The organism is Roseicyclus persicicus (genome assembly GCF_012395815.1).
In the GTDB taxonomy this organism is placed as follows: Bacteria; Pseudomonadota; Alphaproteobacteria; order Rhodobacterales; family Rhodobacteraceae; genus Roseicyclus; species Roseicyclus persicicus.
This window is the reverse complement of sequence record NZ_JAAZQQ010000001.1, coordinates 1,017,137-1,027,579: the sequence shown is the minus strand read 5'-3', so window position 1 is coordinate 1,027,579 and position 10,443 is coordinate 1,017,137. Positions and strand designations below refer to the sequence as shown.

The 10,443-nt window shown below is 71.8% G+C and carries 14 protein-coding genes, 1 tRNA gene and 1 pseudogene; 4 read left to right on the top strand and 12 right to left on the bottom strand.

Annotated features, from left to right (window positions below; genetic code table 11):
* Positions 1-116, top strand: a pseudogene (locus HCU73_RS05220) (IS5/IS1182 family transposase); the annotation flags it as partial.
* 459 nt (positions 117-575) lie between these two features.
* Here the strand turns inward: HCU73_RS05220 and HCU73_RS05215 are convergent.
* Positions 576-650, bottom strand: a tRNA-Phe gene (locus tag HCU73_RS05215).
* Positions 651-753: 103 nt separating this feature from the next.
* A complete protein-coding gene (locus tag HCU73_RS05210) occupies positions 754-936 on the bottom strand; it encodes a DNA gyrase inhibitor YacG (RefSeq protein WP_168622311.1) in 183 nt (60 codons plus the stop codon).
* A gap of 138 nt (positions 937-1,074) precedes the next feature.
* Here HCU73_RS05210 and HCU73_RS05205 point away from each other — a divergent pair, with 138 nt between their 5' ends.
* Positions 1,075-2,325: a lytic murein transglycosylase gene (locus HCU73_RS05205; protein WP_168622310.1), complete on the top strand. Its 1,251-nt coding sequence runs from the start codon at positions 1,075-1,077 to the stop codon at positions 2,323-2,325.
* Positions 2,326-2,398: 73 nt separating this feature from the next.
* Here HCU73_RS05205 and HCU73_RS05200 read toward each other — a convergent pair whose 3' ends face one another.
* From HCU73_RS05200 to HCU73_RS05175, 6 genes are all read right to left on the bottom strand, one after another.
* A complete protein-coding gene (locus HCU73_RS05200; protein WP_168622309.1) occupies positions 2,399-3,448 on the bottom strand; it encodes a ribonuclease E/G in 1,050 nt (349 codons plus the stop codon).
* Entirely contained in the window at positions 3,445-4,032 is a 588-nt protein-coding gene (locus HCU73_RS05195) for a Maf family protein (protein ID WP_168622308.1), read from the bottom strand. The genes HCU73_RS05200 and HCU73_RS05195 overlap by 4 nt, the downstream gene beginning before the upstream one ends.
* An 84-nt stretch (positions 4,033-4,116) precedes the next feature.
* Positions 4,117-4,335 (bottom strand): translation initiation factor IF-1, encoded by a 219-nt coding sequence (infA, locus tag HCU73_RS05190; RefSeq protein WP_043918791.1) that lies wholly within the window; start codon positions 4,333-4,335, stop codon positions 4,117-4,119.
* Positions 4,336-4,419: 84 nt separating this feature from the next.
* Entirely contained in the window at positions 4,420-5,280 is an 861-nt protein-coding gene (locus HCU73_RS05185; RefSeq protein ID WP_168622307.1) for a nitrilase-related carbon-nitrogen hydrolase, read from the bottom strand.
* A complete protein-coding gene (locus tag HCU73_RS05180) occupies positions 5,277-5,861 on the bottom strand; it encodes a GNAT family N-acetyltransferase (protein WP_168622306.1) in 585 nt (194 codons plus the stop codon). Before HCU73_RS05180 ends, HCU73_RS05185 begins: the two co-directional genes overlap by 4 nt.
* Positions 5,858-6,262 carry a ketosteroid isomerase-related protein gene (locus HCU73_RS05175; protein ID WP_168622305.1) on the bottom strand — a complete coding sequence of 135 codons (405 nt, stop codon included), beginning with the start codon at positions 6,260-6,262 and terminating at the stop codon, positions 5,858-5,860. The genes HCU73_RS05180 and HCU73_RS05175 overlap by 4 nt, the downstream gene beginning before the upstream one ends.
* A 238-nt stretch (positions 6,263-6,500) precedes the next feature.
* Between HCU73_RS05175 and HCU73_RS05170 the strand changes: the two genes are divergently transcribed.
* Positions 6,501-6,980: a glyoxalase superfamily protein gene (locus HCU73_RS05170; RefSeq protein ID WP_168622304.1), complete on the top strand. Its 480-nt coding sequence runs from the start codon at positions 6,501-6,503 to the stop codon at positions 6,978-6,980.
* Positions 6,981-7,001: 21 nt separating this feature from the next.
* On the opposite strand, the gene HCU73_RS05165 is transcribed toward HCU73_RS05170, so the two are convergent.
* The 3 genes from HCU73_RS05165 to hisD form a co-directional block, all read right to left on the bottom strand.
* Positions 7,002-7,400, bottom strand: coding sequence for an arsenate-mycothiol transferase ArsC (locus tag HCU73_RS05165; RefSeq protein ID WP_239025434.1), 399 nt, complete (start codon positions 7,398-7,400; stop codon positions 7,002-7,004).
* A 71-nt stretch (positions 7,401-7,471) separates the two neighbouring features.
* Positions 7,472-7,954 carry a UPF0262 family protein gene (locus HCU73_RS05160; RefSeq protein ID WP_168622302.1) on the bottom strand — a complete coding sequence of 161 codons (483 nt, stop codon included), beginning with the start codon at positions 7,952-7,954 and terminating at the stop codon, positions 7,472-7,474.
* Complete coding sequence (hisD, locus tag HCU73_RS05155) at positions 7,951-9,276, bottom strand: histidinol dehydrogenase (protein WP_168622301.1); 1,326 nt, start codon at positions 9,274-9,276, stop codon at positions 7,951-7,953. Before hisD ends, HCU73_RS05160 begins: the two co-directional genes overlap by 4 nt.
* A 201-nt stretch (positions 9,277-9,477) precedes the next feature.
* Here hisD and HCU73_RS05150 point away from each other — a divergent pair, with 201 nt between their 5' ends.
* Positions 9,478-9,879, top strand: a complete 402-nt coding sequence (locus HCU73_RS05150; RefSeq protein ID WP_239025433.1) for a c-type cytochrome — start codon at positions 9,478-9,480, stop codon at positions 9,877-9,879.
* Positions 9,880-9,910: 31 nt separating this feature from the next.
* Here the strand turns inward: HCU73_RS05150 and HCU73_RS05145 are convergent, their stop codons facing one another.
* Positions 9,911-10,420, bottom strand: coding sequence for a dihydrofolate reductase family protein (locus HCU73_RS05145; protein ID WP_210730481.1), 510 nt, complete (start codon positions 10,418-10,420; stop codon positions 9,911-9,913).
* Positions 10,421-10,443: the final 23 nt, after the last annotated feature.

Sequence of the window (10,443 nt, the reverse complement as noted above, 5' to 3'; positions counted from 1 at the left end):
GCATGTGGTGCCGTCTCAAGGACTGGCGCAGGATCGCAACCCGCTATGACAAGCTCGCACGCAACTTCCTCGCAGCCGCCCAGATCGCCGCAGCCTTCATCTGGTGGATCAATTGAGTCCGGAGCCTAGGAGACGTAGGGTTGCCGCCGAATGACTGTGGATTCGCAGCCGAAAACTTGGTGAGCTATTAGGGCAGCGATCTTGGGCCAACTCTCCATGAGAAGCGACAAAGCCCGACGGATGTGTCGCCGACACCAAGAGCGTGAGATCGTGCGTCGAGCACCGATGTTCGGGAACACAACGTGCAGTCTTCGACCACGGCCAGAACACAGACCCGACGCACTTCTTTCCGCTTTTCGCTCGTGAAGTCCGAGTTCCAGTGGATGTTGCGCGCGTCCGGCAGCAACTTCGTTCTTCGTCCGCCAACGGCGCGCGTCGCCGGCCAACCGATGCTGGCCGCACCGTCCCGGTGCGGCCCCTGTTCTTTGATGGACTCGCCAACGTGGTCGATCGAGGCGACCGCCGGCCAGCTCCCGCGGAAGAGCTGCGTTCACGTCAAACTATTGATGCTTTAGTGGTGCCCGGGGGCGGAATCGAACCACCGACACGAGGATTTTCAATCCACTGCTCTACCCCTGAGCTACCCGGGCACGGGTTCGGGGGCTGTGTGGCGCCCCGTGGGTGAGCGGCGTTCTAGGGCCTCTGCGCGGGCCTGTCCATAGGGCACGCGGCACTTTTTTCGGCCCCCGGCGGTCAGTGCGGCGGGGGGTGCGACGGCGTGTCGGCGGGCTCCGCCGCGTCGGCGTCCTCGGGCGCGTCGGCGGGGATCGCGTAGGCGCCCGTCAGCCAGCGCGCGAGGTCCACGTCGGCGCAGCGGCGCGAGCAGAAAGGGCGGTAGCTGGGGGCGGTCTCCTTGCCGCAGATCGGGCAGGTCATGGCGGGCTCCGGTCGGTCAGGCGTCGGGCGCAGTATCGGCCGGGCTCCGCCGGGGTGCAACCGGCGGCGGGCGCAGGCTTGCCGCGGGCGGGGGCGGGGCGGTAGCAAGGACATCGAACAGCCGGGAGGGAGCGGGCGATGGCCGGAACGACGCGCAGGGCGGTGCTGGCGGGCGGGGCCGCGGCGGGGCTGGCGGCCTGCATGCCGGCCGCAGGGGGCGGCGGCGACGCGGGCGGGCTGGGGCCCGAATTCCGGCCGCAGCCGAACCCGGACTACGAGGCCTGGGTGACCGCCTTCCGCCAGCGGGCGCTGGCGCAGGGGATCACGGCGCAGACGCTCGACCGGGGCTTTCGCGGGCAGGGCTTCCTGCCGGGCGTGGTGGAGCGGGACCGGAACCAGACCGAGTTCCGCCGCTCGACCGAGGATTACCTGGCGCTGGTCGCCTCGGACGACGACCTGGCCACCGGGCGGGGCCGCGTCGGGCCGCAGCGGGCCGTGCTGGCCGCGATCGAGGCGGAGAGCGGCGTCGACCAGAACGTGCTGGCCGCGGTCTGGGGGCTGGAGACGCGGTTCGGCACGCGGCTGGGCGAGATCCCGGTGGTCTCGGCCACCTCGACGCTCGCTTGGGAGGGGCGGCGCGGGCGGTTCTTCGAGGCGCAGCTGGTCGCCGCCCTGCGCATCCTGCAGGCGGGCGACACCACGACCGACCGGATGGTGGGCAGCTGGGCTGGCGCGATGGGGCACACCCAGCTGATGCCGACGGTCTACGAGGAATACGCGGTGGATTTCGGCGGCGACGGGCGGCGCGAGATCTGGGGCGACGACCCGACCGACGCGCTGGCCTCAACGGCGGAATACCTGCGCCGGCACGGCTGGCGGCGCGGCCAGCCCTGGGGGCTGGAGGTGCACCTGCCCGCTGGCTTCGACACGGCCGCGACGGGGCGCGAACGGCGCCGGCCGGTCAGCGCCTGGGCGGCGGCGGGGGTAAGGCCCGCACGGGGCGGCGCGCTGCCCGATCCGGGCGAGGCGGCGATCCACGCGCCGGCGGGCGCGGGCGGGCCCGCCTGGATATTGTATCACAATTTCAACGTGATCCTGCGCTACAACCCATCCACGAACTACGGCATCGGGGTGGGCTACATGGCCGACCGGCTGGCCGGTGGCGGCCCGCTGACGCGGAGCTTCGGGCCGGACGAGACCGGGCTGACGCAGGCCGAGCGGCGCGAGCTGCAGGAACGGCTGAGCCGGGCGGGCTTCGATGCCGGCACGCCGGACGGGGTGATCGGGCGGCGCACCGAGGAGGCGATCCGCGGCTTCCAGGCGGCGCGGGGGCTGCCGGTGGACGGGCGGCCGTCGCCGGCGATCCTGGCGATGCTGCGCGGGGCATGAAGCAACAAAATCTCAAACGCTTGTGACGCAATCTTCATCTGAAACATGAAGACCGCCGACGCACCCGGCGCCCTCAGCCCACCGGCCAGAGGGTCGCCAGCGGCAGCCGGTCGCGCCTCTTCTGCAGCTCGTAGCAGCCCAGCGGCGTCCAGCCGGCCAGCACCACCTCGGCCCCGTCCTCGCGGAAGGCGCGGCGCAGCGCGTCCTCGATCACGCGGCGGTCCTTCTTGGGCATCGGCGCGAGGTCGAGCGTGACCTGCCCGCCCAGCCCCTTGACCCGCAGCACCCGCGGCAGGGCGCGGGCAAGCGCCAGGTTGGCCTTGAGCCCGGCGGCCAGCGAGGTGTCGGCGCCGGTGTTCACGTCGACGGCGATCAGCGCGCGGGTGGGTTCGACAAACGCAAAGGCCCCGCCCGGCAGCGCGATGCGGGAGCCGAGCGCCTCGGCGATGGCGTCGGCCACGCCGTGGGTCTCGAAGCAGCCGGGCGCGTCCACCACCTCGTCGGGGTCGGGGTCGGCCCAGTCGCGCCAGGCCAGCTCGTGCGCGTCGGGGGCGTCGACCAGGCATTCCGCCTCGCCCGCGGTGTCCGCCATCACGGCGGCGGCGAGGTCGCGCATGGCGGCGATGTCGGCCGCGAGCGCGTCGTCCTCGACCCCCTCGGCGGCCGAGCGCAGGATCAACCCGTGGCCCTCGGGCGCGCCCTCCATCGCGGCGTGGGCGATTTCCAGCAGCCGGTCGCGTTCCGCCTCGTCGCGGATGCGGCGCGAGATGTTCAGCCCCGGCGCCTCGGGCGTGACGATGGCGTAGCGGCTCTTGAACAACAGGCGCGTCGTCAACGGCACGGCCTTGCCCGGCTCGGCGGTGCCCGCGACCTGCACCAGCCGGCGCTCGCCCGGCGAAATCCCCTTGCCCGCGCGCAGATAGCCCTTTTCATCCCCGAGCGAGACGGTCAGCCCGCCCTGCCCCGGCATCGGCCGGTCGGCCACCGCGCGGAAGATCGCGCCGGGCATCGGCGCGGCGCCCTCGGGCGGGTCGATCAGGATGTCCTCCAGCCGGCCGTCGACCATCAGGGCGGCGGCGGCGCGGCCGCCCACATGATCCAGCAGAACGACGCGGCCCTTCATGGCTGCCTCCAGACGGGCCATCCCGCCGCCTGCAACAGCCCCGCGGTCTCGCTGAGCGGCAGGCCGACGATGGCGGTGTAGCTGCCCGAGATCCACGGGATGAACGCCCCCGCGGGCCCCTGGATGGAATAGCCGCCCGCCTTGCCCTGCCAGTCGCCGGTGGCGAGGTAGCCCTCGCGTTCCTCCCTGGACAGGCGCTTCATCTCGACGCGGGCCTCGACCACGCGTTCCCACAGCCGGTCGCCCCGGCGCAGGGCCAGCGCGGTGTAGACGCGGTGGCGGCGGCCCGACAGCAGGTCGAGGAAGCGGCGCGCCTCGTCCTCGTCGGCGGGCTTGCCCAGGATGCGGCGGCCCACGGCCACGGTGGTGTCGGCGCAGAGCACGATGTCGTCGGGGCCGGCGGCGATCGCCGCGGCCTTGTCGCGGGCGACGCGGGCGCAATAGGCGCGCGGCACCTCGCCCCGGCCCGGGTCCTCGTCGATGTCGGGGGGCGTGATGGCGTTGGGGGTGATCCCGAGCACCGCCAGCAATTCCTTGCGGCGCGGGCTGCCCGAGCCGAGGATCAATCTGGGTGTCTGTGCCATGGCGCCCTGTCCAGCCGGGTGCCGGCCGCATTCCGCGCGCGGCGCGAAACGCTTACCCGCACGGCGCGAAGCCGCGGCTTCGCGCTACTTGAAGCGATAGTTGATCCGCCCTTTCGTCAGGTCGTAGGGCGTCATTTCCACCTGAACCCGGTCGCCGGCCAGAACCCGGATGCGGTTCTTCCGCATCTTGCCTGCCGTGTGCGCGATGATCTCATGGCCATTGTCCAGCTCGACCCGGAACGTCGCGTTCGGCAGGAGTTCCTTCACGACACCAGGAAATTCGAGCATTTCTTCCTTGGCCATGGTCACTCCTTGGTTGCGCACCCCCATGGTGCGGCTGGCGCTAAATGCGCCCGGTCGGGTCGATTTTCAAGGCAAAACTGCGCATCAGCCCCGTTGCACGGCGCGGGCGGCGCTTTCGGGCCAATGGGCGTGGTTGAAGACGGCGCCCTCGGCCCGGACCCGCGCGACGGCGGACAGGTCGATCTCGGCCCGGACCCAGCCCGGGGCGTTCAGCGCGCCCTCGGCGATCACGCCCGTGGGCGGGAAGCCCAGGTCGGGCGGGCCGTAGATCGCGGCGGCGCCTACGTTCTCGTCGACGGCGGGCGACCAGCGGGCATCGCCGACGGTGGGCGACTGCACCACGACGCACTGGTTTTCCAGCGCGCGGGCCATGGCGCCGATGCGGACGCGGGAATAGCCCGCCAGCGCGTCGGTGCAGGACGGCACCAGCAGGATCTCGGCGCCCTGTTCGGCCAAGTTGCGGGCCAGCAAGGGAAATTCGGCGTCGTAGCAGATCAGGACGCCGAGCCGGCCAAGGGGCGTGTCGAACACCCGGAGCGGCCCGCCCGGCACGACATGCCAGTGCTCGCGCTCGAAGCGGGTCATCACCTGCTTGTCCTGGTGACCCAGCGGCCCGTCGGGGCCGAACAGGCCCGCGCGGTTCACCGGGCGGTCGCCGCCGTCCCAGACCGGGCCCGAGGGGGCGAGGATGTGGCAGCGGTGTTTCCGGGCGAGATCCGCCATCAGCGCATCGGCGGCGGGCGCGTGGCGCGCGGCGGCGTGAAGGCTGGCCTCCAGCTCGGCGGCGGCGGCCGGGCCATCCAGCGCCGCCAGCTCCATCCGGCCGTATTCTGGAAAGACGAGGAGGTCGGCCTGCGCGTCCGCCACCCAGGCCGCCATCTTGGCGGCATGGGCGTCGAAGCTGGCGACGGGGTCGAGCGGATAGGCGGCGGCGGCGATCTTCACAGGCGCTTGATCCAGAACTGAAGGGGTTTCTCGGTCTGCTCCGCCGCGCCGATGTCGCGCCAGCGGAAGCGCGCAACGGCGCCGGGCACCGGCGCGTAGCCGAAGCGGCGCCAGACCGGGTCGAGGGGCTGGTATGTGGCGGGGCGCAGGGGGTGGTCGTCGGGGCGGATCACGCCGCAGAAGGTGGCATGGGTGAACCCCAGCGCGCGGGCATGGGCCTCGCGGCGGGCAAAGAACGCGCGGTAGGCGCCCTGCCCTCTGTAGTCGGAAAGAAGAACGGATTCAGCGAGATAAAAGACGTTCTTCACGTCCTGCGTGAAGTTCGACAGCGCCCCGGCGAACTCCTCCGCATGGTCGGCCAGCGGCATGGCCGTCGAGGCGCCGACCATGCGCCCCCCGTCATGGGCCGCCACGAGGATCGTGTCGCCCTGCGCGTAGCCGGCCAGGTAGCCGCGTTCGTAGTCGAGGTCGCCGTCGTAGAGGTAGGGCCAGTCGCGGAACACCGCGATGCGCAGCCGCGCGAGGTCGTCGACCACCCCGGCGATGGCCGCGCCCCGGTAGTCGCGAAAGCCCAGGCTCATGCCGAGACCTGGGCGATCCAGTCGGCAAGGTTGTAGTAGGTCACGATGCGGGCGATCTGCCCGTCGCGCACGGTGAAGAAGCCGCCGGCGGGCAGCGTGTAGCCCTGCCCATGGGCGGGCGGCAGGCCCTTGTCGGTGGAAAGATATGTCCCGTGCACCGTGAATTCCGCCGCGGCGCGGCTGCCGTCGGGGGTGGCCATGATCACCATGTCGTCCAGCCGCTCGGCGTAGCAGCGGGCCATGTGGTCGCAGAAGGCGCGGAAGGCCACGGTGCCACGGCGCACCTGCCCCTCGTTCACGTGGTGGGCCACGTCGGGGGCGAGGCAGGCGATCATCCCGTCGATGTCGCCGTCGTTGAAGGCGCGGTAGTAGCGGGTGATGAGGGTGATGGTATCGGTCATGCAGCCGATCATAAGTGCGTTGCACGGCGGACGGAAGACACGGACGCGCGGCTTGACAGCGGCCCCGCCCCTGCCCTAGACGCGCCCCAGGCCGCAGACGCCCGCCGCCCGCCGACATCCCGTCACGGTGAAGTTCTGCCTCCGACCGAACGATCTCATCCACGGCACCTGTCGCGCGGATGGCAATGCGGGCCCCGTCCAATCCTTGCGCGACCCGAGCCAGGAGGATCACGGGGTCATGTCATCCCATCCGACACATCACACTGACGGGCCAGGCGCCCGATCCCGCACGCAGCCCGACCTGCCAACGCTGGCCGAGGCCAAGGCCGCGGCCAAGCGCCTGCGCGAGGAGCGGCTTGCGGCCGGGCAGCCGCTTGCCCACGGGACCGCGCTGGACATCGTCGCCCAGGCGCATGGGTTCCGCGACTGGAACGCGATGGCCGCCGCCATCCACGGCAACGGGCCGGAGGGGTGGCAGGCCGGCGCCCGCGTGACCGGGCGCTACCTGTCGCAGCCGTTTTCCGCGACGGTCCTTGCCGTCGAGGCGCTACGGCCGGGTTGGGTGCGGCTGGTGCTCGATCTCGACGAGGCGGTGGACGTCGTCACCTTCGCCAGTTTCTCGAACTTTCGCAAACGGGTGCGCGTGGACGTGGGACCGGCAGGGCATTCGCACGAGCGCACGTCGGACGGCATCCCGCATCTGGTGCTGGACCGCTGAGGACGCGCCGGGGGCCGGCGGTCAGCCCGTTTCGGTCGGTTCGCCGAAGCGGGCGATCATCCGCCCGATGATCTGGTCGCGGGCCTGCCGGTAGGCGGCGAGCTTGGCCTCGCGGGTCTCGCCCAGCCCGGTGGGGTCGAGGATGGGCCAGTATTCCACATCCAGGTGGAAATGGCGCGTCAGTTCGAGCGCGTGGCGCTGGCTGGCCGGCGACAGCGCCACGATCAGGTCGAAGCCCGACAGGTCGTCGCCCCATTGCTCCATCTCGTCGAAGCTGCGGACGCGGTGGCGCTGCAGCTCCACGCCCAGCTCGGCGCAGACGGTGACGGCGAATCCGTCGATCTCCAGGTCGTTCTTGACGCCGGCCGACTGCACGTAGGCGCGGTGGCCGTAGAATTTCTTCATCAGCCCCTCGGCCATGGGGGACCGCGTCGCGTTGTGGTCGCAACAGAACAGCACCGAGGAGGGGAAACCGGCCGACAAGACGCCCCTCAGCCCCCGAAATGCAGGACGCAGATGAGGGTAAAGAGGCGGCGCGCGGTGTCGGTGTCGACCTCGGCCTTGCCGTCGAGCCGTTCCTGCAGGATGCGCGCGCCCTCGTTGTGGATGCCGCGGCGGGCCATGTCGATGGCCTCGATCTGGCTGGGCGGCAGGCGTTTCACGGCGTCGTAGTAGCTTTCGCAGATCTGCCAGTAGTCCTTGACCACCTGCCGGAACGGCGACAGCGACAGGTGGAACTCGGCCGCGTCCTGCCGGTCCTCGGTGTTGACGTCGAAGACCAGCCGCTTGTCGCGGATCGCCAGGGTCACGTGGTAGGGGCCGGGCGGCACCTCGCGGCCGTCGCGGTCGGGGATGGCGAAGGAGTTTTCCTCCAAGAGGTCGAAGATGGCGACCTTGCGCTCCTGCTCGATCTCGGGGGTGGGGGCGGGCATCCCCGCCATGTCGATGTCGATCTGGCTGATGTGCATGGTCATGCGCCCTCCCCGTCCCCGGCGGTCCGGTTCAGCCGGTCGAGCCGCGCCCGCACGGACAGGCCGTGCGCCTCGAGGCTCTCCGACCGCGCCAGCGTCTCGGCCGCCGGTCCGATGGCGGCCAGCGCCGCCGGTGTCATCTGCGCCAGCGTGGTGCGTTTCATGAAGTCGAGCACGCTCAGACCCGACGAAAAGCGGGCCGACCGCGCCGTGGGCAGCACGTGGTTCGGCCCGCCGATGTAGTCGCCGATCGCCTCGGGCGTCCAGCGCCCGAGGAAGATGGCGCCGGCATGGGTGATGCGGGCGCTGAGCGCCTCGGGGTCGGCGACGCACAGCTCCAGGTGCTCGGGCGCGATCCGGTCGCTGAGCTCGGCCGCCTCGGCCAGATCGCGCACGGTGACGACGGCGCCGTAGTCGCGCCAGCTGGCCCCCGCGATGGCGCGGCGCTCCAGCGTCTCCAGCCGCTTGTCGACGGCGGCGGCCACGGCGCGGCCGAAGCCCTCGTCGTCGGTGATGAGGATCGACTGCGCGCTTTCGTCGTGCTCGGCCTGCGACAGGAGGTCGACGGCGATCCAGTCGGGGTCGTTGTCGGCATCCGCGATCACGAGGATTTCCGACGGCCCGGCGATCATGTCGATCCCGACCTTGCCGAAGACCCGGCGTTTCGCCGCGGCCACGTAGGCGTTGCCGGGGCCGGTGATCTTGTCCACCGGCGCGATGGTGGCGGTGCCGTAGGCCAGCGCGGCGACGGCCTGCGCGCCGCCGATGCGGTAGACGGTCTCGACCCCCGACAGGTGGGCGGCCAGCAGGACCAGCGGGTTCACGCGGCCCCCCGGCGTGGGGGCGCACATCACCAGCCGCTCCACCCCCGCGACGGCGGCGGGGATCGCGTTCATCAGGACTGAGGAGGGGTAGGAGGCGAGGCCGCCGGGGACGTAGAGGCCCGCCGCCGACACCGGCGTCCAGCGCCAGCCCAGCGTCGCGCCCTCGGGGTCGGTCCAGCGCGCGTCCTCGGGGCGCTGGCGGACGTGGTAGGCGCGGATGCGCTCGGCGGCCAGTTCGAGGGCGTCGCGCTCGGCCGCCGGCACCTCGTCGATCGCGGCGGCGATCTCCTCGGGGCTGAAGGCCAGCGTCGCGGGCGTGAGCGACAGCCGGTCGAAGCGTTCGGTCAGCTCGATCACCGCCGCGTCGCCGCGTTTGCGGACATCGGCGATGATGCCGGCGACGATGTCGTCGACCTCGGGCGCATCCTCGCGCTTCATCTCCAGAAGGGCGGCGAAGCGCGGGGCGAAATCCGCGTCCCGGCTGTTCAGGAAAACTGGCATCAGGGGTCCCATTCTTGCACGCGCGCGCCCCCTCTACCCTCTCCGGGCGCGCGGGTGAAGCATCCATTCCGCCGCGCCGGGCGGGCGTTGACCGGCGTCAATGGCCCGTTCCGCGGGGCGCCTAGGATGGCGGCTGCGGGTCCCGCCGTCGGGAAACGGAGGGGCCGAGACGCAACCGGGATGCCCGAGGAGGAGGACCCCATGACCAAGTTCTGTCTGATGGCCGCCGTGTCGCTGGCCCTGACCGCCGGCGCGGCGCAGGCGCAATCGGCCGCCGGCGCCGAGGAATACGCCCGCGCCTGCGCAACCTGCCACGGCCTGACCGGCCACGGCGACGGGCCGCTGGCCGAATACATGAGCGTGGCGGTGCCCGACCTGACCACGATCTCGGCCGGCAACAACGGCGAGTTCCCGCTGCTGGACATCATCCACGTCATCGACGGGCGCACCGGCGTGCGCGGCCATGGCAGCATGATGCCCGTCTGGGGCGACCGCTTCGAGGCGAGTGCCGCCTCGGAGGCCGGCGACTACGGCGCCGAGGTCATGGTGCGGGGCCGCATCCTCGCGCTGGCGACCTTCCTCGAGGCGATCCAGCAGCAGTGACCGCCCGGTCCTGGCCCCGCCGGGTGCGGGGTCAGGCGGGGGCGTAGGCAAGGCGGATCACCCCGCCCCCGAAGCGCCGCCCGGACAGGAGGCGCAGGGCCGGCACCGGGCCGGCGAAGAACGGCGTCCCGCCGCCCAGCACGACCGGGTGGAGGTAGAGCCTGTATTCGTCGATGAGCCCGAGGCGCGACAACTGCCCGGCAAGGTCCGGGCCGCCGACGCCGATCTCGCCCCCGGGCCCGGCCTTGAGCCGCCGCACGAAGCCGGGCAGGTCGGGGCCCGCCAGTGCCGCGTTCGGCCCGACCGCGGCAAGGCTGCGGGACACCACCCATTTCGGTTGGCCGCGCCACGCCGCGGCGAAGGCGCGCTCCCGGTCGGTCCAGCCGGTCTGGTCCGTGTCCCAGTAGCGCATGATCTCGTAGAGGCGCCGCCCGTAGAGGCAGCCCGCCGCACGGGCGACCTGTGCGGTCCAGTGGTCGAACAGCTCGGCGCCGGGCCCGAAGGCGTCGTGGTCGACGTAGCCGTCGAGGGACACGTTCATGGCGTAGACGAGGCGAGCCAGCG

Coding starts and splice junctions, on each gene's coding strand:
- HCU73_RS05210 (WP_168622311.1), bottom strand. CDS start 936: ATGACCTGCCCGATCTGCGGCAAGGAGACCGCCCCCAGCTACCGCCCT.
- HCU73_RS05205 (WP_168622310.1), top strand. CDS start 1,075: ATGGCCGGAACGACGCGCAGGGCGGTGCTGGCGGGCGGGGCCGCGGCG.
- HCU73_RS05200 (WP_168622309.1), bottom strand. CDS start 3,448: ATGAAGGGCCGCGTCGTTCTGCTGGATCATGTGGGCGGCCGCGCCGCC.
- HCU73_RS05195 (WP_168622308.1), bottom strand. CDS start 4,032: ATGGCACAGACACCCAGATTGATCCTCGGCTCGGGCAGCCCGCGCCGC.
- infA (WP_043918791.1), bottom strand. CDS start 4,335: ATGGCCAAGGAAGAAATGCTCGAATTTCCTGGTGTCGTGAAGGAACTC.
- HCU73_RS05180 (WP_168622306.1), bottom strand. CDS start 5,861: ATGAGCCTGGGCTTTCGCGACTACCGGGGCGCGGCCATCGCCGGGGTG.
- HCU73_RS05175 (WP_168622305.1), bottom strand. CDS start 6,262: ATGACCGATACCATCACCCTCATCACCCGCTACTACCGCGCCTTCAAC.
- HCU73_RS05170 (WP_168622304.1), top strand. CDS start 6,501: ATGTCATCCCATCCGACACATCACACTGACGGGCCAGGCGCCCGATCC.
- HCU73_RS05165 (WP_239025434.1), bottom strand. CDS start 7,400: ATGGCCGAGGGGCTGATGAAGAAATTCTACGGCCACCGCGCCTACGTG.
- HCU73_RS05160 (WP_168622302.1), bottom strand. CDS start 7,954: ATGACCATGCACATCAGCCAGATCGACATCGACATGGCGGGGATGCCC.
- hisD (WP_168622301.1), bottom strand. CDS start 9,276: ATGCCAGTTTTCCTGAACAGCCGGGACGCGGATTTCGCCCCGCGCTTC.
- HCU73_RS05150 (WP_239025433.1), top strand. CDS start 9,478: ATGACCAAGTTCTGTCTGATGGCCGCCGTGTCGCTGGCCCTGACCGCC.
- HCU73_RS05145 (WP_210730481.1), bottom strand. CDS start 10,420: ATGAACGTGTCCCTCGACGGCTACGTCGACCACGACGCCTTCGGGCCC.